This is a genomic window from Paenibacillus sp. Root52, from assembly GCF_001426865.1.
GTDB lineage: Bacteria > Bacillota > Bacilli > Paenibacillales > Paenibacillaceae > Paenibacillus.
The window spans coordinates 179718-199839 of sequence record NZ_LMFO01000012.1; the positions used below are offsets into that span (position 1 = coordinate 179718).

General features: G+C 46.0%; 17 protein-coding genes and 1 other RNA gene. 16 read left to right on the forward strand and 2 right to left on the reverse strand.

All coding sequences use genetic code 11. The features are described from left to right. Window positions 1–104 precede the first annotated feature (104 nt). From glyQ to rnpB, 8 genes are all read left to right on the forward strand, one after another. Window positions 105–992 carry a glycine--tRNA ligase subunit alpha gene (glyQ, locus tag ASD24_RS12315; protein WP_056696050.1) on the forward strand — a complete coding sequence of 296 codons (888 nt, stop codon included), beginning with the start codon at window positions 105–107 and terminating at the stop codon, window positions 990–992. Then, window positions 985–3060, forward strand: coding sequence for a glycine--tRNA ligase subunit beta (gene glyS, locus ASD24_RS12320; RefSeq protein WP_056696053.1), 2076 nt, complete (start codon window positions 985–987; stop codon window positions 3058–3060). Before glyQ ends, glyS begins: the two co-directional genes overlap by 8 nt. A 248-nt stretch (window positions 3061–3308) precedes the next feature. Then, the gene (locus ASD24_RS12325) at window positions 3309–3797 is read left to right on the forward strand and encodes a YaiI/YqxD family protein (protein WP_056696055.1); all 489 of its coding nucleotides are present in this window, start codon (window positions 3309–3311) and stop codon (window positions 3795–3797) included. A gap of 47 nt (window positions 3798–3844) precedes the next feature. Beyond that, window positions 3845–5665 (forward strand): DNA primase, encoded by a 1821-nt coding sequence (dnaG, locus tag ASD24_RS12330; RefSeq protein WP_056696058.1) that lies wholly within the window; start codon window positions 3845–3847, stop codon window positions 5663–5665. Between the two features lie 43 nt (window positions 5666–5708). Beyond that, on the forward strand, window positions 5709–6848 hold the full coding sequence (rpoD, locus tag ASD24_RS12335; protein WP_056696059.1) for an RNA polymerase sigma factor RpoD: 1140 nt from the start codon (window positions 5709–5711) through the stop codon (window positions 6846–6848). A 184-nt stretch (window positions 6849–7032) separates the two neighbouring features. Then, window positions 7033–7791 carry a tRNA (adenine(22)-N(1))-methyltransferase gene (locus ASD24_RS12340; protein WP_056696061.1) on the forward strand — a complete coding sequence of 253 codons (759 nt, stop codon included), beginning with the start codon at window positions 7033–7035 and terminating at the stop codon, window positions 7789–7791. Then, the gene (locus ASD24_RS12345; protein WP_056696063.1) at window positions 7767–8882 is read left to right on the forward strand and encodes a Nif3-like dinuclear metal center hexameric protein; all 1116 of its coding nucleotides are present in this window, start codon (window positions 7767–7769) and stop codon (window positions 8880–8882) included. Before ASD24_RS12340 ends, ASD24_RS12345 begins: the two co-directional genes overlap by 25 nt. Before the next feature lie 82 nt (window positions 8883–8964). Next, window positions 8965–9373, forward strand: an RNA gene (gene rnpB / locus ASD24_RS14690) — RNase P RNA component class A. A gap of 198 nt (window positions 9374–9571) precedes the next feature. Here the strand turns inward: rnpB and ASD24_RS12350 are convergent. Continuing rightward, window positions 9572–10798 carry an aminotransferase-like domain-containing protein gene (locus tag ASD24_RS12350; RefSeq protein ID WP_056696065.1) on the reverse strand — a complete coding sequence of 409 codons (1227 nt, stop codon included), beginning with the start codon at window positions 10796–10798 and terminating at the stop codon, window positions 9572–9574. Window positions 10799–10987: 189 nt separating this feature from the next. Here ASD24_RS12350 and pdxR point away from each other — a divergent pair, with 189 nt between their 5' ends. Further along, a complete protein-coding gene (gene pdxR / locus ASD24_RS12355) occupies window positions 10988–12508 on the forward strand; it encodes a MocR-like pyridoxine biosynthesis transcription factor PdxR (RefSeq protein ID WP_056696067.1) in 1521 nt (506 codons plus the stop codon). 85 nt (window positions 12509–12593) lie between these two features. After that, window positions 12594–12851, forward strand: coding sequence for a hypothetical protein (locus ASD24_RS12360; protein WP_056696069.1), 258 nt, complete (start codon window positions 12594–12596; stop codon window positions 12849–12851). Between the two features lie 102 nt (window positions 12852–12953). Here the strand turns inward: ASD24_RS12360 and ASD24_RS12365 are convergent, their stop codons facing one another. Next, window positions 12954–14840 (reverse strand): S8 family peptidase, encoded by a 1887-nt coding sequence (locus ASD24_RS12365; protein WP_056696070.1) that lies wholly within the window; start codon window positions 14838–14840, stop codon window positions 12954–12956. Window positions 14841–15131: 291 nt separating this feature from the next. On the opposite strand from ASD24_RS12365, the gene ASD24_RS12370 reads away from it, so the two are divergent. The 6 genes from ASD24_RS12370 (at window position 15132) to thiI (ending at window position 20022) form a co-directional block, all read left to right on the forward strand. Beyond that, on the forward strand, window positions 15132–15638 hold the full coding sequence (locus ASD24_RS12370; protein ID WP_056696072.1) for a YpuI family protein: 507 nt from the start codon (window positions 15132–15134) through the stop codon (window positions 15636–15638). A gap of 171 nt (window positions 15639–15809) precedes the next feature. Continuing rightward, on the forward strand, window positions 15810–16028 hold the full coding sequence (locus ASD24_RS12375; RefSeq protein ID WP_082560385.1) for a DUF1540 domain-containing protein: 219 nt from the start codon (window positions 15810–15812) through the stop codon (window positions 16026–16028). Between the two features lie 35 nt (window positions 16029–16063). Then, window positions 16064–16468: a hypothetical protein gene (locus ASD24_RS12380; RefSeq protein ID WP_056696076.1), complete on the forward strand. Its 405-nt coding sequence runs from the start codon at window positions 16064–16066 to the stop codon at window positions 16466–16468. 221 nt (window positions 16469–16689) lie between these two features. Then, window positions 16690–17451, forward strand: coding sequence for a lytic transglycosylase domain-containing protein (locus tag ASD24_RS12385; RefSeq protein ID WP_056696077.1), 762 nt, complete (start codon window positions 16690–16692; stop codon window positions 17449–17451). 174 nt (window positions 17452–17625) lie between these two features. Further along, window positions 17626–18774: a cysteine desulfurase family protein gene (locus ASD24_RS12390; protein ID WP_056696080.1), complete on the forward strand. Its 1149-nt coding sequence runs from the start codon at window positions 17626–17628 to the stop codon at window positions 18772–18774. Between the two features lie 6 nt (window positions 18775–18780). Continuing rightward, window positions 18781–20022 carry a tRNA uracil 4-sulfurtransferase ThiI gene (gene thiI / locus ASD24_RS12395; RefSeq protein WP_056696082.1) on the forward strand — a complete coding sequence of 414 codons (1242 nt, stop codon included), beginning with the start codon at window positions 18781–18783 and terminating at the stop codon, window positions 20020–20022. Window positions 20023–20122 lie beyond the last annotated feature (100 nt).

A 20122-nucleotide genomic window follows, 5' to 3' on the forward strand; every position in this document is an offset into this window, starting at 1 on the left:
AATAGCTCTCGTCCCTACGTCTGGACAACAGGCGTAGGACGGGGGCTTTTTATTGTCTAAACCGTTCTAGGCTTGCCAACAAACCATTGAAAAGGAGCATGATTATGAATTTTCAGCAGATGATTTTAACGCTGCAACAATTCTGGGCTGAGCACAACTGCATTATTGTCCAGCCGTATGATACGGAAAAAGGGGCAGGTACGATGAACCCAATGACCTTTTTGCGTTCGCTTGGACCTGAGCCGTGGAAAGTAGCTTATGTGGAGCCTTCCCGTCGCCCATCGGATGGACGTTACGGTGAAAATCCAAACCGTCTGTATCAGCATCATCAATTCCAAGTCATTATCAAACCTTCTCCAGACAATATTCAAGAGATCTATTTGGAGAGCTTGAAACGTCTAGGTATTGATCCGCTCAAACATGATATTCGGTTTGTTGAAGACAACTGGGAGAATCCGTCTCTTGGTTGCGCAGGTTTGGGTTGGGAAGTATGGCTGGATGGTATGGAGATCACCCAATTTACGTATTTCCAACAGGTAGGCGGAATCGAGACGAATCCGGTTGCTGTTGAGATTACGTATGGTATGGAGCGTCTTGCTTCTTACATTCAAGATAAAGAAAATGTGTTTGATCTTGAATGGGTTGAAGGCATTACCTATGGTGATGTATTCCGTCAACCAGAATTCGAGCATTCTAAATATACATTTGAAGTATCAGACGTGAAAATGTTATTTACGCTTTTCAACATGCATGAAGAAGAAGCAAATAAAGCAATGGCACAAAACTTGGTATTTCCTGCATATGACTATGTGCTGAAATGTTCGCATACGTTCAATCTGCTGGATGCTCGAGGCGCAATCAGTGTAACAGAACGTACAGGTTACATCACACGTGTTCGTAATCTAGCTCGGCAAGTGGCTGCCACATACATGGAAGAGCGTGAGAAGCTTGGCTTCCCGCTGATTAAGAAAGGGGGAGCTGAGCATGTCTAAGGATCTATTATTTGAAATTGGTCTTGAAGAAGTTCCAGCTCGGTTCATGCGCGGTGCGATTGAGCAGTTGCAGGAGCGCGTTGTGAAATGGTTGGACGCATCTCGTATCTCTTACGGTGAAGTGAATGCCTATGCAACGCCACGCAGATTGGCAGTATTGATTCAAGGAGTAGCTGAGAAGCAAGAGGACGTGGAGGAAGAAGTCAAAGGTCCTTCGCGTAAAATTGCACTGGACGAGAGCGGCAACTGGAGCAAAGCAGCTTTAGGATTCGCTCGTAGCCAGGGTGTAGACCCAGAACAATTCACGTTTAAGGAACTTAGTGGCGTGGAGTACATCTATGCTACGAAGAGCAGTAAAGGGGTAGAAACCTCCTCTGTAATCGGTGAAGGCCTGTTGTCTATCCTGCATGCGATGACGTTCCCTAAATTCATGCGCTGGGCTTCCTACGATTTCAAGTTTGTCCGTCCAATTCGTTGGATTGTTGCTTTGTTCGGAAGCGAAGTCATTGAGCTTGAAGTAGCGGGTGTGCAGTCTGGAAATGTTACTCGTGGACATCGCTTCTTGGGCAAGGATACCGTAATCAGTAGTGCTTCTTCTTACGTAGAGACTCTTCGTTCTGAGCATGTCATTGTAGACATTGCTGAACGTGAACAGATGATTGTCTCCCAAATCGAAGCGCTCGCTGCTGAAAAAAAATGGAGTATTGGCATCAAAGAAGATCTTCTTGAAGAAGTACTGTTCTTGGTTGAGACGCCAACCGTGCTGTTTGGTACATTCGACTCTTCATTCTTGAATATTCCTCAGGATGTTCTGATTACATCTATGAGAGAGCACCAACGTTACTTCCCTGTGCTTGACAGTGAGGGACAATTGCTGCCGTATTTCGTTACGGTTCGCAATGGTGGTGCGGATTCACTTGAGATCATAGCCAAAGGGAACGAAAAAGTATTGCGTGCAAGACTTTCGGATGCAAAATTCTTCTATGAAGAAGATCAAAAGCTAGAGATCAAAGACGCACTTTCTAAGCTCGAAACGATCGTGTTCCAAGAAGAGCTAGGTACTGTTGGTGATAAAGTTCGTCGTATTCGCAAAATTGCAGATGCTCTGGCATCTAAGCTTCAGGTGTCGAATGCTGTAGCAGAATCGGTTAGCCGTGCTGCAGATATCTGCAAATTCGATCTCGTTACCCTGATGGTTGGTGAGTTCCCAGAATTGCAAGGTGTCATGGGTGAGGATTACGCACGCAAAGCTAACGAAAAAGAAGATGTGGCCAAAGCCGTATTTGAACACTATCAGCCACGTTTTGCTGGAGATCAATCCCCGGCTTCCCTAATTGGTGCGATTGTGAGCGCTGCGGACAAAATGGACACGATTGTAGGTTGTTTCTCCATCAACATCATCCCTACAGGTTCACAAGATCCGTACGCACTTCGTCGTCAGGCTGCAGGAATCGTGCAGATTTTGCTCGATCATCAGCTTCCATTGACATTGTCAGACGTATTCGGAGTTGCACTTGAAGTACACGCTCAGATGAACCTGTTGAAACGTGCAGACGAAGAAGTACGTAAAGACTTGCAGGACTTCTTTGGACTTCGTGTGAAAAAATTGCTGTCCGAGACGGTAAGATACGACGTAGTTGATGCAGTGATCTCTTCTGGCTTCGATGATATTAGTGCTATTGTTCCTAAGGGTGAAGCGTTGATGGCGGCTGTTCAAACCGGAGATGCATTCAAAACAACGGTCGAATCGTTCAACCGTGTGGGGAATTTGGCTGCCAAAGCATCTAATGCTTCCGTACATCCTGAATTGTTCGTAGAAGAAGGAGAGCGCCAGCTGCATGAAGCTTGGAGCAAAACGAGCGAAGAGTACAACCAAGCGTTGTCTAAACATGCGACTGCTGAGGCACTTGCGATTGCTTCTGCATGGAAAGAGGCAATTACCATATTCTTCGATTCCGTTATGGTAATGTCCGAAGATGAAGCGATTCGTGCTAACCGTTTGGCGCTACTTGCCACGATTGATCGTGACCTGAAACAATTCGCTGATTTCTCTAAATTAGTGTGGTAATTCTTCTTCTGACCGCTTAGACCAAGTGGTTCAGAGACAAAGCGCAATTTCAGTATTAAAGCGGGATATAACAGGGTATAAATATACGGAACGGGTTGTGAAATTTATTTTAGACACCTGTTCCGTATTTTAGCCTTTGAATTACGTTGACTCGTCAGAAGGATTTCGCCTAACTAAGGTCGTATATAACAATATGCAGTTTATTTTGTGCATTTTGCATCTAGACATGATGACAACATGCGAACTTTATGAAGCTGGGTGGTCTGGGATTGAGTGAGTTGAATGTACGCCACATTGTTGTGGATGGCGATGCTTGCCCGGTTAAGGCCGAGATTGCGGAAACGGCTCGCCGTTTCAAAATCCCTGTGCTGCTGGTTTCTTCTTTTGACCATCTGCTTCAAGGTGGAGAAGGGATACGAACGGTGCAGGTAGATCGTAGTGACCAAAGCGCTGACCTATATATTGCTAATCATATTAAGCCTTGCGATGTGGTCATTACACAGGATTATGGTTTGGCTGCGCTCGCTTTAGGCAAGCGTTGTTATGTTTTATCATTTCGTGGTCGTGAGTTTAACGATCGTGACATTGATTTCATGCTTGATTCCCGCCACACTGCGGCTAAAGCACGAAAAAGAGGTCACTATGGGAAAGGGCCAAAGCCTTTCACAGAGCAGGATCGTCAAATATTTCAACATAAACTGACAAAACTTTTAAAAGATTTGCAGGAGAATGTGTAAGTTTATCGAATTATATTTACGTGCTAAAGAGATGAAGGTGGCCAGAGATGAGTACCGGACAAGGCGGTATACCCGAAAGTATTATTGAATCGGTGTTACAGCAGAATGATATTGTCGATACGGTGAGCCGATTTGTGCATCTGACCAAACAGGGGAAATATATGAAAGGCCTCTGCCCTTTTCATTCTGAGAAGACGCCTTCGTTTACAGTTACACCAGAGAAACAAATTTTCTATTGCTACGGCTGCGGCACGGGTGGAAATGCCATCAAATTTAGGATGGAAATCGAAGGGTTATCCTTTCCCGAGGCTGTTAAGACGATGGCAGAAGAAAGCCATATTTCTATGGGTGACTGGCAAGGGCGTGAATCTGCTCATGTGAATCCGGAGACTGAGCGTCTGCTGGAGGCATACGAGCTTACCGCGAAGCTGTATCACTTCTTATTGAAAAATACAGAGCATGGCAAAGCGGCTATGGATTATTTACGCTCACGGGGCTTTAATGACAAGCTGATTGACCATTTCCAGATTGGTTATGCACCTAATCGCTGGGATACCGTGGTTCAATTTTTGGAGAAACGCAATTTTCCGCTTGAAGAGATGGAAAAGGGTGGTCTTCTGTCACAGAGAAACGAAGGTCAAGGTTATGTCGATCGATTCCGTGACAGAGTCATGTTCCCGATTAATGGCAGGAGCGGTAAGCCAATTGCATTTGCGGGTCGCATTTTGGGAGACGGACAGCCTAAGTATCTTAACTCTCCGGAAACCCGGTTGTTTAACAAAAGCCGAGTGCTCTACAATCTGCATCATGCCAAGAATGCAATTCGTAAACAAAGGCAAGCCATACTATTCGAAGGATACGGTGACGTTATCTCCGCTTGGGATCAAGACATTCAGAACGGTATAGCAGCTATGGGAACCGCACTTACCGAGAATCAGGCTTTAATGCTGAAAGGCATGTGCGATGAGGTTATTATCTGTTATGACGGCGATCGAGCTGGACAGGCTGCGGCGCTCAAAAACTTCCCTATTCTTGAGGAAGCAGGGCTGCAAGTTAAGGTAGCACTCATTCCCGAAGGGCTTGACCCGGATGATTTCATCCGCAAGCATGGTGGCGAACGATTCCGGAATCAGATTATAGATGGTGCCGTAACGACAACAAAATTTAAGCTTATAAACCTTAAGAAAAACCATATACTGCTAGAAGGTGGCGGACAAATCGCTTATTCAAAGGAAGCTGTGAAACTCATTGCGCCTTTGCCTTCCCCAACAGAACGGGAAGTTTACCTTCGTGAGCTTGCTGCAGAAGTCGATGTTTCTTTTGAAACATTGAAGCAGGAGTGCAACGAAGAGCGAGAAGCCATGAAAAATAACGAGCAGTTTGGGGATAATAATTCGAAAAGGTGGAATAATGGTAGGCAACAAAATAGGCAGCTGCCTACACCTAATCTGTTGCCGGCTTATCACTCTGCTGAGCGTAAGCTACTCGCCTGGATGCTTCAGGACGACGAGGCTGCACAGTACGTTAACGAGCATCTTGGTGAAGCTTTTAACTTGGATGATCATGCAGCTATTGCTGCTTATCTATATGCCTACTATGCGCAAGGCAAACCGCCGGATACGAGCCGCTTCATGTCTTCGCTGCATGATGACCGCCTTGAGAAGACAGTCAGTTCAATCTCGATGATGGATGGTCCTGGTGAATGGAGTGTTCAAGTACTCGACGATTGCATCAGAGAAGTGCTGAAGTATCCGCGTAAGAAAGAGTACGACTTGAAGAAAGAAGAAATGATTGCTGCAGAGCGTGCAGGTGATTCAGTACGTGCGGCACAAATTGCAATTGAAATGATTGCCCTAGAGAGACAGTGAACGTCTGAGTGTTGGATGTTTCTAGGGAGGAGGGAGTCGAATTATGGCGAATGATCAGCATACTGAACTAGAGACAGAATTGACGCTGGATCAGGTTAAAGATCAATTGATTGAATCAGGTAAGAAAAGAGCTTCGCTAAATTACAAGGAAATTATTGAAAAACTCTCCCCGTTTGAGCAGGATGTAGAGCAAATGGATGAGTTCTATGAGCAATTGAGCGATCTCGGCATTGATGTTGTTAACGAGAATAATGAAGAGGTAACACTTCGTCCGAGCGAGGATTCGGAAAACAACAACAGAGAAGAGGGCGATGAGTTCCACTTTGATGATGATCTGAGCTTGCCTCCAGGCATCAAAATCAATGACCCTGTCCGTATGTATCTCAAAGAAATTGGTCGTGTCCCGCTATTGTCCGCAGACGATGAGGTAGAACTCGCTAAACGGATTGAGAATGGGGACGAGGAAGCGAAGCGCCGTTTGGCTGAAGCCAACTTGCGACTCGTTGTCAGCATAGCTAAACGTTATGTTGGACGCGGCATGTTGTTCCTCGATCTGATTCAAGAAGGTAACATGGGTCTGATCAAAGCGGTTGAGAAGTTCGACCACAAAAAAGGTTACAAGTTCAGTACGTACGCGACATGGTGGATTCGCCAAGCGATTACTCGTGCCATTGCTGACCAAGCACGGACAATTCGTATCCCTGTACACATGGTAGAAACGATTAATAAGCTGATCCGGGTATCCCGTCAGCTACTGCAAGAGCTTGGGCGTGAACCAACACCAGAAGAGATCGCTGCTGAAATGGATCTGAGTGTTGAGAAAGTGCGTGAAATTACGAAGATTGCACAAGAACCGGTTTCCCTTGAAACACCAATCGGTGAGGAAGATGATTCCCATCTGGGTGACTTCATCGAGGATCAGGAGGCATTGGCTCCTGCTGATGCTGCCGCGTATGAACTGTTGAAAGAGCAACTTGAGGATGTTCTGGATACATTGACTGAACGGGAAGAAAATGTACTACGTCTACGCTTCGGTCTCGATGATGGACGGACGAGAACACTCGAAGAAGTCGGCAAAGTATTTGGCGTTACGCGTGAGCGGATTCGTCAGATCGAAGCCAAAGCTCTTCGTAAGTTGCGTCACCCGAGTCGCAGTAAACGACTCAAGGATTTCCTCGAATAACAACACTTTGGGAGACTTTCCGCAAGACGCTAACGCGGCTGCGGGGTCTCCTTTATTTTTAAATTGAACGTCTTAATTTCTTGGTTTTGGTAATTCATCCTTGAAATGTTTGATTGGATTTTATTTTATCGCTTTTCGTTGTTCAATGCAAATCAATAAATTAAATGAATGGTGTAGGTGTGTCATGAAACTTTCGAATCGTTTAGAGCAAATACATGTACAAATTCCGAAGGGAAGCCGTTTAGCGGATATTGGTTCAGACCATGCGTTGTTACCTGTAGCAGCTGTTCGTAGCGGTAACGTTGTCAGCGCAATCGCTGGTGAAGTGAATCCCGGACCTTATGAAGCAGCGCGGAAACAAGTGAGTGACGCAGGTCTGCAAGAGAAAATTACGGTTCGTCGCGGGGACGGTCTTGATGTAATCGAGCCCGGTGAAGTGGACGTGATTACAATTGCTGGTATGGGTGGAGCATTAATTGCGTCCATTCTGGATCGAGGTCTCTCCAAGTTAGAAGGGGTTAGCCTGCTTGTACTGCAACCCAACGTAGGCGAGGATATCTTGAGACGTTGGCTTCTAGCTCACAACTGGGTGGTCGTGGCGGAGAAACTGCTCGAGGAAGATGGGAAGATCTACGAAATTATCACGGCTATGCCACAAGCGAGTAGTCCTATTGCGAATGAAGAAGTATACAAGCCTCGTCCCCTCACAAATGGTGTAGAGTTGACGGAGGAAATTTTGCTTCGCATGGGGCCATATCTGGTCGATCAACCAACAGACGTATTTTTCGCCAAATGGGAAAGTGAAATCGTTAAGCTGCAGGGCGTAGTACAGTCGATCATGAAATCCGATCAAGAATCTGCTCGAGAGAAGGCTTCGGATGTTGAACGATTGATTGCGAATTTGAAGGAGGTATTGGCATGTTTGCCAAAGGTCAAACGGTAATTCAATTGATGGAGCAGCTGGCTCCCAAACATTTAGCTGTACCTGATGACCGGATCGGTCTGCAGCTGGGAAGTCTACAAAAAGAAATTAAACACGTTCTTGTTGCATTGGATGTCACTGATGAAGTGGTCGAGGAAGCGATTCGCATAGGAGCCAATCTCATAATTGCGCATCATGCCATTATATTCCGTCCAGTCAAATCACTAACAACCGATACACCTATGGGAAAACTGTACGAAAAGCTGATTAAGCATGATATTGCTGTGTACATCAGTCATACGAACCTAGACGTAGCAGAGGGCGGTATGAACGATTGGATGGCAGAAGCGATCGGAATCGATAGCAGAGAGTCACTGGAAGATGTACATACGGATCATCTTCTCAAGCTTGCGGTATTCGTTCCTCGTACACATCATGAACAAGTGTTGAACGCTATTCTAGAAGCTGGTGCTGGCAGCATTGGACAGTATAACAAGTGTAGCTTCAATACGGAAGGCACAGGTACATTTGTACCTGGAGAAGGCACGCAGCCTTTTATTGGTACACAGGGGCAGATGGAACGTGTAGAGGAAATGCGCATCGAGACGATTGTGCCACAAAGTCTGCGCAGTCAAGTTATACAAGCAATGTTGAAGGCACATCCGTATGAAGAAGTGGCATACGATCTATATCCTATGGATTTAAAAGGGCGTACGCTTGGTCTGGGGCGCTTAGGACCACTCAAGCAATCAATGACACTCGGTGAGCTAGTAGACGTCGTGAAGACCCAACTGAACGTGTCTCACGTCCGAGTGGTAGGAGACTTGAACCGTAAAGTGAAAAAAGCGGCTGTTCTTGGTGGCTCAGGTAGCCGTTATACACTTACGGCACGTTTCAAAGGAGCAGATGTCATCGTAACTGGGGATATTGATTATCATACGGCTCACGATGCGTTAATGGCAGGCATGTGTATCATTGATGTTGGACATAATGCCGAGAAAATTATGAAGCCAAAAACAGCCGATTGGCTACGGGAGCGCTTAGACCATAAACGTTATGAAACACAGGTAACAGCATCAGAGGTAAATACAGAAGTATTCCGTTTCCTCTAAACGTGCCTGTTCCCAATGCTTCCATTAATATTAAGCTTGTTTGTAAACTGAAATCCTTGTATACTATGTAATGTTGTTTCGGAAAGCTTGACAGACAATCGCTGGTGGCCTTGTTGCCACGAGAGGAAAGTCCGGGCTCCACAGGGCAGGATGCTGGATAACGTCCAGTCAGCGCGAGTTGAAGGATAGTGCCACAGAAATGGACCGCCGATGGCCGGATTTTCCGGCACAGGCAAGGATGGAACCGAGGTGTAAGAGACCCCGAGGAACGCTGGTGACTTCGTTCCTGGTAAACCCCATCTGGAGCAAGACCTAATGGGACACAGTCGACTCTTTGGAGGAGGCAGCCTTAGCCCGAGGTGTGTCTAGGTTGGTCGCTTGAGCTGTGCAGCAATGTATGGCCTAGATAGATGATTGTCGCTTGTGGTGGGAGGGTAGTTCCCGTATGAACCACGAAGAGCACAGAACCCGGCTTACGGTAAGCTTTCCTAACTGTAACAACAGCTAATCATTTGGAATTCATTCATGTGAATGGTGATTCTCATGATGAACATAGCGTAATTTTAGTGTTATAAACAAAGATGGCGTCAGAATCCGATCTATACGGAATCTGACGCCATATTTATTTGCTATTGATAAAGTAAGCAATAATCGCAGTTATATTGCAATATAACTGCGATTATCAAAAATTACATGGTCACTGTAGCATCGGATTGTACTGAAGCATGCCAGCGTTTAATGGCACGATCCATACGTTCTACAGCCTCAGGGAGTAGTTCTGGATCGGTATGAGTAAAGTTAATCCGCATCCGGTTCAACTCAGGCGTGCCTGCGTAGAAGGAATCACCAGGAACGATACATACTTTTTCCTGAATGCCGTAAGTGAACAGATTGCTGGCAGACATCGATTCAGGTAATTCGAGCCAGAGGAACATTCCCCCTTGTGGTGAATTCCACGAGATGCCTTCCCATGCCTTTTTCGTCATCAGCTCAGTCATTTTCTCCATGCGCTGTTTATAATCAGCGGAAATTCCACGAATATGCTCATCGAGATCAAACGTCTCCATCAGGGCATGAAGCGCTCTTTGGTCAATACTGCTAGAGTGCAGATCCGCACCCTGTTTAGCTCTTGCTGCGATTTTAACAATATCCGGTGCAGCCAGGATCCAGCCTGTACGAAGTCCAGGAGCAACCGTTTTGGAGAAGGTACTGGTATAGATCACGTTGGAAGGCCCTTCATAAGCAGCGTCCAATTCAGTAAGTGCGGGCGCGTCCAGCTCTTCCGGGTTAAAACGAATTTCGCCATACGGGTCATCTTCCAGAATCAGGACGCCGTATTTCCGGCAAAGATCCACCGCTTTCTGACGTCTTTCACGGCTCCACACTTTACCCGAAGGATTGGAGAAGGTTGGGTTGATGTAGACCAATTTTGGTCGATGCAATTGAAGCAGTTCTTCTAATGATTCAGGTAGCATTCCTTCGTCATCACAGCTTACACCGTGCGATATCGCCTGGTAGGAATGAATCACTTGAAGCGCAGCCAGATAGGTTGGTGATTCAACCAGTACGCAATCACCTGGATCAAGCAGGATGCGACATACAAGATCAATGGATTGCTGAGATCCTGTAGTCAGCAGCATATGATCTGGAGAAGCAGGTATGCCTTTGGATTCGAGGCGCTCCGCGATTTTGGCGCGAAGTGGACGATATCCTTCCGTTTCTGCATATTGAAGAGCGGATGCTCCGGACGCAAATACTTTTTCATAAGCGACACGAATCGCTTCCAGAGGGAATGATGATTGTGCGGGTAAACCTCCAGCTAATGAAATCATGCCCGGAGCCTGCGCTGCCTGCAACATGTCGCGAACGACAGAGGACGGTGTGTTTAGTGCCATTTTAGACCAAGGGATATTCATTGTGTTCTCATCTCCTGTTATTCACTGTTATAGAGGTGCTTCATAAAGTTCGTTTTGCAGCTTTTTCCATCGTCTTCGTACTAAAAACGAACCTTTGAACACGAACTTATAGTAATGTTATATTCTATAATAGACCGAAACTGTATAACAGTAAAATGTAGATCATAACAGTTGGGAGGACGGGGAACAATGCATATCGAACTGAAGCGGGGAAGTCGTACCAAATTGTACATACAGATTGCACTTACTCTTGCAGATCGTATCCGATCTGGGCTTATTGAACCAGGAACCCGTCTGCCATCCGTCCGAAAGCTTACCTCAGACCTTGGTGTAAGTTTAGTGACGGTGTCCAAAGCATATGCGGAGCTTGAAGCGATTCAATTAATTACGTGTTCTCAAGGCAAAGGTTGTTATGTGCGGGGAGTGCAGGAGTCCGAGAGAAGCGGAAATATAGATAAGATGTATCCAGTGCAAGGAAACGGGGAGAAAAATACACCGTGGAACTGGCAGATGGCATTGGTTGATTATTTACCTCGGGCTCAGCTTTGGCGACACTTCGATACTTCTCCACAAGTGCGGTATGAGCTCCATATGTCTGCTATTCAGCCTGAATTGTTGCCTACACGAGAGATTATTGAGAGTGCTTATCGTCTCTCCTCAGATCATCCGGAACGGATGGCTGCGTATGGTTCGTTCCAAGGAGATCGTGAGCTTCGCCAGACGTTTGCAGATCATTTTGCAGAGAGAGGTTCCCAGGTAATGCCTGAGCGCATGTTAATTACTAGCGGCACGCAACAGGGAATTGATTTGGTGGCTCGAACGTTTGTAGGACCTGGTGATGTGGTTTACATGGAAGCCCCGACGTATACGGGAGCCATCGATGTATTTACGAGCAGAGGCGCCAAAATTATTACCGTACCAATGGATGACGAGGGGATGCGCATCGATCTGTTGACCCGGTTATGCGATACCCATCCGCCGAAGTTAATCTATACCATTCCAACGTTTCATAATCCCACAGGGATCACGATGAGTGCTCAAAGGCGAGCGCAGTTGCTGAATTTGGCTCAGAGCTACCATTGCCTCATTCTGGAGGATGATCCGTTCTCTGATCTTTATTTCCGCGACCCGCCTCCAGCCTCCATTAAGTCAATGGATCTAACCGGGCATGTCGTATACCTCAAAACGTTCAGTAAAGTATTATCACCAGGCTGCCGTGTGGCCTGTGCTATCGCAGATGGAAGTGTTCTTACGCGGCTGGTGGCTGCGAAATCTACCGCAGATCTAGGCAGTCCTCTATTAACTCAAAAAGCGTTGCAATCCTTCATTCAGCATCAGTATAGCGCGTATATCCGCCAGCTTCGAGATGAGCTGTACACTAGATTGAGCGCAGCATCGGCTGTCTTAGAAGCGCATGCACCACCAGGGATGTTCTGGGTCTTACCGGACGGAGGGTTGAACCTGTGGCTGCAACTGCCCGATGGTATAGATATGCGTGAACTACATAGACACGCGCTGGCTGCAGGCGTTTCCTTTTTGCCTGGTTCGGCTTGTTATGTGGGGGAACCGGACACTTCAAATTTGCGAATTTGTTTTACGGTGACGGACATGGAACGATTGTGTGAAGGTCTGCGTGTCTTATGTAATGTGATCGCAAACGAAGCCCCGCTTAAGGGAGGGGCGGCTGCGGACAGGCTCCCGCTTATTTAATTTCTCAAAAATGGACATACATCCAATCCACTTTCGTCCTAATGCAATACGTTATAGTATCACTTGAAAGGGAGTTGGTTTTGAAATGAACCATTTCTGTCCACCGGTTTGCCCGATTGTCTGTGATCCTATCCAGGTTGTGCAAGACTACTACATTCCACAAATCGTACCTGTAATTCATCCGATTGAGGTTATCAAGAAGCACCACTGTGTGCCGATCCCTCACCATATGTACCCAGTCGTTATAAGAGAAGAAGAAACAGGTTATGTATCTAGCCACAATGGCAAGAAAAAATCCGCCAAAAAATCAAGCAAATCCCGTACAACTTCACGTAAACGTTAAGCGCAGCCTAAGCCCCCGGGAATGATAATTTGATACCATATCAAAAAGCAGCATACGCCCGGGGGCGCAGCTGCTTTTGTTGTTGTCGAACATAAATAAACACTACTTCGTATATTTCTTCATCGTATTGTCCATTTGCTGTCTCACATGTTGTGGCCAGAATTGCAGAGGAGCACTATTGCTCGATGCGGCTTGAAGCGCTTTGTAGACATCCACTTGACCGTATCCATAATATTTATCGTGTCCAGGATCGCCGAGATCAATCACGCTCTGACGCATGAGATCCATCACTTCGGTATTCGTTAAGTCAGGGTTGATCGAACGAATTAATCCTGCAAGTGCGGCCACGTGGGGACTGGCCATGGATGTTCCCGACAATGCAGCATACTGGTTGTCAGGATAGGTGCTCGCAATGCTGGTGCCTGGTGCCATAACATCAACGTAGTCGCCATAGTTGGAGTAGGATGCTTTATTCATATCAGGGTCAGTAGCAGATACGGCGAATACTTCGGGATAGGCAGCCGGATATCCAGGACGTTCTGTATTATCGTTGCCTGTAGCGGCAATCAGTACAATATCGCGGTCAAACGCATATTTGATTGCATCATGAAGAAACTGAGCATCTGCATAGTTTCCCAAGCTCATGTTAATGACCTTGGCTCCATGGTCTGCTGCCCAGATAATCCCTTCAGCAACAGCATAAGTCGTGCCTGAACCCGAGCTATCCAGAACTTTTACTGGAAGTACATTATTGTACCAGCTCATTCCTGCTACACCCTCATTGTTGTTAACAATCGCTCCGATAATTCCAGCAACGTGCGTACCATGACCGACATCATCGAGAGGTTGACTCGCAGGGTCGATCACATTGTATCCCTTAAGCAGCTTTCCTTTGAGATCAGGGTGATTGATGTCTACCCCAGTATCCACCACGGCAACAATAACATCCTTGTTCCCTTTTGAAATATTCCACCCTCGGTTGGTTTCAATTGCAGGCAGGTTCCATTGGTAATCGGTAAACAAAATATCATTAGGAACGGTGACCTCAGCCGAATTGTCCTTTTCAGTCAGTGTCTCATTGGTTAAATACATGTAGTGGGGTTCCATATAAAGTGGATTCCATTTACGCTCAAAATAGGAATGCAGCTGTTCATAATTCATATGTTCTGACCGGAAAACATACGTGTATCCCAATTTGCGAGCAGACTGTGTTCGTAAGTCAGATTTAATGATGCGCATGTCACGTTCGCCCGGCTCCTGTCGGAAACGAATTACGATTTCATTTTCATAAAAATGGCTGGCATTTGCGTTGTCATGTCCTGTTTTGACCGTAATTTCGTTTAAGGTATCTGGATGCACCGATTCAATTTTGAATTTGCCTTCCCGAGGGTAAGGGATCATACGTAGATTTTTACGTTGATGCTGTTCCACCGCGTTAAGCACGTTTTGGCTGAATAAAGCGATGACAGCTTGCTTGCCATCCTTGGAAGGCTGACCTAACACAAAATACTTTTCTTTACCCATGGCAAATGAAGAAGACTCGAAGCTTTGACGTTTCATAACGGCTTTTTTGGCTAGGCTAAGAGAATGATCGAAGCGTTGTTGCTCCAATTTACTTCCTTTTGGCAGGTCTTGGCCGAACTGATGGCGCTGTGAACCTGATGTATTGTCCATGAACATGAGAGAATGGATGTGTTTGTGAGATTGTTGAAGGTCTTGCACATACTTACGCAATTCTGAATCTGACATGCTGGAGGTTTTCTCTAACATGGTGCTTAGATGCTGTTTCGCATCCATTCGGGTGAGGAGATCCGTAGCTTTCACGTCTTGAACTTTCAGGCGCTGTTTATTTCCTTGCTCCACGTGAGGAGCATCAGGTAATGCACTATGCTCTGGCAGCGTGCGATTGGATGTTGGTAGTAGCAGGGTTAGAGCAAGCGTTCCTACACCTGCGGCAATAACCCAGTTAATCCATTTTGGTTTAGACATCGAGATGATAACCTCCTCTGTAATTGGGACAATAATCTGAACCGTGCTCAGGCCTCATCGTTGTCCGTGCATAGTTCTATCGTTAGGAAAAGTAGATATTTTTATGCAGATATAGACCATGCGTAGCATTTTGCAAATAAGATCGTCGAACACTTGAAGACACCTGTTGGATTATGGGATACCGCTCGTCAGCTTTTTATGGTAGGATAGTACCTGAGAATTGAAGGTCAGGTGAAATTCACCGCCCGACCTACCTATATGTAAGGACTTATTTAAGGGGGAGCTACCTTTATGTCAGCAGCCAATGTACAGAAAATTTGTGAGTCAACTAGGGAAAAGTTAAAACCTGCTATCGACCGGATTGAACAATTTTTGAACGAAAATGCTTTGCCTGAACTGGATCAGAATCAGACGGAAGAATCAACTACGTTCTACAAAGGATTTCTTTCGGATCTCCGTCATCTGCTTGTTTTTTCTGAAGTTTCTTACGAAAAACTTGGCGTTGTGCTGCGTCGTGCTAATTTCGATGTCGATTTTGCGGAAAAGGCGCTTTATAATACGTACCACCAAAGTGTAAATAGCTTTTTCTATCCCAAAAATGAATGTTACTCTGAAGACGGCAGATATGCTTACACAGGGCAAGATGCAATTCGTTTCCGTGACAAGCCTATCCGTGCAGTGCGTGACGTCATTCTTGAGATTTCCAAAACGTATGAAGAATTGCGCGACGACTTGGCTTTCTATGAGAGTGATTACTTGACTCAGCGTCGGATGCAGAATCAACGTAACCACGCCTAAGCGTAGACTACATGTAGACTTACTATATCAATGAATGAAACCGCCGATTTTGGCGGTTTTTTTGCGTTCTCACTAAATAGCTGCGAGAGGGGAATTCATGTCATCATCTGACATTTAGAACGGGAATAGCTGATTATTACCGTGGAGACAATAGGTGCGAGGTGATAAATAATGAGTCAAGAAAAGCCAATCGTTAAATGCAGTGTCTCTAACTGTAACTACTGGGGCGAGAATAACTTCTGTCAGGCGGATGCCATCATGATTGATATCGATCAGCATGCTACCCGCCGCCTACATGAGGAATTCGCTGGAGAAACGTTTGATTCCGATCATCACGATCATGCACGAACATCCTCTGCCACATGCTGTCACACGTTCAAACCCAAATGAGCAGTCATTCCCATTCTTAATGGAGGTGCTTAGTAATGAAAAATGATTATAAAGATCTTCTGCTTAAGCGCTCTGAATCTGAGGACAAGAAGTCTCGTGAACGCGTTGATTATCCGAGACGTGAACATCGGGAAGAATACGGTGCTGAGGTTGCTCCTCCAACGGCTGTGCGTACCGAGCGTTCTGAACGTCCAGTAAGTACGCAGGAAAATCACGAGGCAGATGCAGTGATGGAGTCTACAGGCAGGGTTGCAGGTTATGTTGGATTGGCCTCAGGGATTGCATCATTATTCATGTGGTCTATCGTGCTTGGACCCGTCGCTGCTGTACTCGGTTATTATGCTTTTGTAAATGGCCGTAAAACGGCAGGTGCATGGTCTATGGGGCTAGGCATTGTAGCTACACTCAGTTATTTCTTCATGATTCCTTTCGCTCGGTAAGCGCGGAGGGTCATCCCTCTTGCAGCTTCTTTAAACGAACACAGTACTTTAATATGATGACCTTTTCTGTTCCCTATTCGGGGAATGGAGAAGGTTTTTTTCGTCTATGTGCAAAAGAGAGTATATCTGTGTTTATTTTTTTGAAAATGATGGCAGATTCATGTAAAACGATGTAGAATAAAGGCAGAATATAGTTTTGAATTACGGGAGTGGATATACACATGCAGATTGATCCCAATGGGTCACGGCAGTTGCTTGAATTGCAATTGTCCAACGTTGCCAATCCATCCAGCGGGTCAGCCGGAGCGGCCAATTCCTCTGTAGATTTTGCTAATATGATGGACGGGCTATTAGGCACTGGAAACCGTGGAACAAGCAGTAGCGATGCATCTTCAGCATCTCTAGGTTTGTCCAAACGATCCAATGACGGATTATTATGGTTACAATTGGGCAGCCAATACAGTTCAGATTCGGGTACACTTTTAACTGCCTCCACAAGCAGCAGTCCATCCGTATCTCTTTCGTCTCTGTTGGATGCAGTGTCAACGAATGGGGAAGAGACTGTACCTACCGATTATGATTCCTTAATTGCGGCAGCGAGTGCCAAGTATGGCGTGCCTGAGTCTTTAATCAAGGCGGTTATCGATACAGAATCCAATTTTAATCCAAACGTTGTTTCCTCAGCAGGAGCCAAAGGCTTAATGCAATTGATGGACGGAACGGCTGCTGGACTCGGAGTAAGCAATTCATTCGACCCTGCGCAGAATATTGATGGGGGAACGAAGTATCTTTCTCTTCAGCTTCAACGTTTTGGTGGAGAAGTGAAGATGGCTCTCGCCGCGTACAATGCAGGACCTGGACGTGTATCACGCTTGGGCGTATCCAATGACACTGAACTGATGAATGCACTGAAGCTTCTGCCTACCGAGACGCAAGCATATATCGCAAAGGTAGAGAAAGCACAAGCGAAATATACGCTGTAACTTTGAATGAAATGCATATACAGTGAGTCCAGCCAAAAGATCAATTCAGGAACTTGAAGGGGCGTTTTTACCTGTTTCTGTTTGGTCTTTTTGTGTTGGAGCGGTATCGTGTTACAATGCTCACTGTACAATCATGAAGTTTGAATGCACATGATAAGGAGGTTTAACCTCGTTTTGAAATATTTTGATTATGCAGCGACGACGCCTCCAGATCCAGATGTCGTACGAACCATAACTGAAGTGATGGAGGCTCAGTATGGTAATCCTTCATCCATTCATGGCTATGGTGAGCGGGCACACCAACTATTACGGCGAGCAAGAGCTGGTTGTGCTACAGCAATTGGGGTTAAGCCTGAAGAGATCATTTTCACCTCGGGTGCAACGGAAAGCAACAATCTCGCGATTAAGGGGGCGGCATTACGCTACCAATCACGAGGCAAACACATCATTACTACGGCTACCGAACATGCATCAGTGTATGAGAGCTTCCTCCAATTGCAACAGTGGGGATGGGACGTCACATGGATTCCTGTGGACTCACTTGGGAGGGTTACCGCACAGCAGGTTATCGAAGCGTTAAGACCGGATACTGTCCTTGTAAGCTTAATGCATGTCAACAATGAGACAGGTGCTATTCACCCGATTGCTGAGATCGGTAAACGTCTCAAGAGTGAAGCTCCCCGTGTTTTGTTTCATGTAGACGGTGTGCAGGGCGTTGGAAAGCTGGAGGCTAAGCCTGTTTCTTGGTACGCCGACCTGTATAGCTTATCTGCTCATAAATTTCGTGGCCCTAAAGGAGCTGGACTCTTGTACGTGCGTAGTGGGATTGAACTGACTCCACTATTATCCGGGGGTTCACAGGAGAACGGGATGAGAGCAGGGACGGAAAATGTAGCTCTGCTCGTAGGTATGGCGAAGGCGATACGTCTTGCTGTAGAGCATCAACCCCAATTTGCTGATCGAGTGACGGTGTATCGTGACCAGATCATGGCGTTTATTAAGGAAATTCCGGGTCTAGTGCTGAATAGCGATCAACAGGGAGCACCTCATATTATTCATTTCTCATATCCTGGCATGAAAGCCGAAGTGGTGCTTCATACATTGGAGCAGCTCGGGGTTACGGTATCGACCCAGTCAGCATGTTCTTCCCGTTCTGCTGAACCAAGTCGTGTACTGCTTGCGATGGGCAAAGATGCGGCTTGTGCAGCTGGAGGATTACGCATTAGTCTTGGTGATGAACATACAGAAGAAGATGTGACCCTGCTGAAGCAGGCTATACATCAGATGATGGCGCAATTGCGCCCGTTGGAAAGGCGGATGTAAAGTCAGATGAAATACGATATGTTACTTCTCCGTTTTGGAGAATTTATGTTAAAAGGAAAAAATCGTGCACGTTTCGAGAAAACGATCATTACTCAAGTGCGTTCCTTGCTCAAGCCTTACCCAAGTGCGAGTTTGCGAAAAGAGTTTGGTCGCCTGTATGTAGATCTTGGTAATGAATCTTATACAGATCTGATCCAGGTATTAAAAAGGGTTTTCGGCGTGATGTCGATTAGTCCTGTTAAAGTGACTCCTTCTGAGCGGGATGCCATTGTGGAGACTTCGGTTGCTTTTATGGAGGAGAGAAAGCACGAGTTCGAAGGCGGTATGACTTTCAAAGTAAATGCTCGCCGTGTATGGAAAGAGTTCCCTCATTCTTCGCATGAGATGAACCATATGGTGGGATCGCCCATTCTCAGAACCTTTCAGGATCTTAGCGTGGATGTGCGTGAGCCGGATATCGAGCTGCGCGTAGAGATTCGTGAGCAGGGTACTTATATTTTCAATGAGGTAATACCTGCTGTAGGAGGATTCCCATTAGGTACAAACGGAAAAGCTATGCTTCTGTTGTCCGGTGGTATCGATAGTCCTGTAGCGGCTTGGTCTTCCATGCGTCGTGGACTCGAAGTAGAATGTGTACACTTCTACAGCTATCCATTCACAAGCCAGCGTGCCAAGGAGAAAGTTATCGACCTTGCCCGTGCACTCGCAGATCATGCGGGAACGATTAAGCTGCATCTTGTTCCGTTTACCGAGATACAAACGGCATTCACGCAGCTCGGACAGGACAACTTAATCATTACGCTGATGCGGCGCTCTATGTTACGGATTGCAACCAAACTAGCTGAACGTGAACGGGCGCTTGCATTGATTACAGGCGATAGCCTAGGTCAGGTGGCCAGTCAGACACTTCCCAGCATGAACGTGATTGGACGTGCAACGGATCTGCCTTTGCTGCGACCGCTAGTTATGATGGACAAACAAGAAATTATTACGCTGTCCAAGCAAATTGGAACGTACGATATCTCCATTTTGCCTTATGAGGACTGCTGTACCCTGTTTGTGCCAAAATCGCCAACGACGAATCCTAATCTCCGCATTGTGGATAAAATTGAGGCAACGATGAGTCATCTGACTGCATGGGTCGACGAAGCTGTAGCACAGACCGAAACGATTGTGTTACATGCAGGTGAATCTGTCACTGGAGCAAGTTCTAGTGATGACTCTGAAATCAAAGAAGACTGGTTTTAATCAACTAGTCATTTAATCATTATAGTGACCTCAAGTGGATGGAACGACATAACAAGAAATATGTTTACCCGCATCTTAAAATATGACAAAGTTAAACACA

Bases quoted from the DNA above. Each gene is read 5' to 3' on its own strand.
- ASD24_RS12370 (WP_056696072.1), top strand. From the start codon at position 15,132: ATGTCAGCAGCCAATGTACAGAAAATTTGTGAGTCAACTAGGGAAAAG.
- ASD24_RS12385 (WP_056696077.1), top strand. From the start codon at position 16,690: ATGCAGATTGATCCCAATGGGTCACGGCAGTTGCTTGAATTGCAATTG.
- ASD24_RS12375 (WP_082560385.1), top strand. From the start codon at position 15,810: ATGAGTCAAGAAAAGCCAATCGTTAAATGCAGTGTCTCTAACTGTAAC.
- ASD24_RS12345 (WP_056696063.1), top strand. From the start codon at position 7,767: ATGTTTGCCAAAGGTCAAACGGTAATTCAATTGATGGAGCAGCTGGCT.
- dnaG (WP_056696058.1), top strand. From the start codon at position 3,845: ATGAGTACCGGACAAGGCGGTATACCCGAAAGTATTATTGAATCGGTG.
- thiI (WP_056696082.1), top strand. From the start codon at position 18,781: ATGAAATACGATATGTTACTTCTCCGTTTTGGAGAATTTATGTTAAAA.
- ASD24_RS12365 (WP_056696070.1), bottom strand. From the start codon at position 14,840: ATGTCTAAACCAAAATGGATTAACTGGGTTATTGCCGCAGGTGTAGGA.
- glyQ (WP_056696050.1), top strand. From the start codon at position 105: ATGAATTTTCAGCAGATGATTTTAACGCTGCAACAATTCTGGGCTGAG.
- ASD24_RS12360 (WP_056696069.1), top strand. From the start codon at position 12,594: ATGAACCATTTCTGTCCACCGGTTTGCCCGATTGTCTGTGATCCTATC.
- ASD24_RS12350 (WP_056696065.1), bottom strand. From the start codon at position 10,798: ATGAATATCCCTTGGTCTAAAATGGCACTAAACACACCGTCCTCTGTC.
- rpoD (WP_056696059.1), top strand. From the start codon at position 5,709: ATGGCGAATGATCAGCATACTGAACTAGAGACAGAATTGACGCTGGAT.
- ASD24_RS12340 (WP_056696061.1), top strand. From the start codon at position 7,033: ATGAAACTTTCGAATCGTTTAGAGCAAATACATGTACAAATTCCGAAG.
- ASD24_RS12325 (WP_056696055.1), top strand. From the start codon at position 3,309: ATGAAGCTGGGTGGTCTGGGATTGAGTGAGTTGAATGTACGCCACATT.
- glyS (WP_056696053.1), top strand. From the start codon at position 985: ATGTCTAAGGATCTATTATTTGAAATTGGTCTTGAAGAAGTTCCAGCT.
- ASD24_RS12380 (WP_056696076.1), top strand. From the start codon at position 16,064: ATGAAAAATGATTATAAAGATCTTCTGCTTAAGCGCTCTGAATCTGAG.
- pdxR (WP_056696067.1), top strand. From the start codon at position 10,988: ATGCATATCGAACTGAAGCGGGGAAGTCGTACCAAATTGTACATACAG.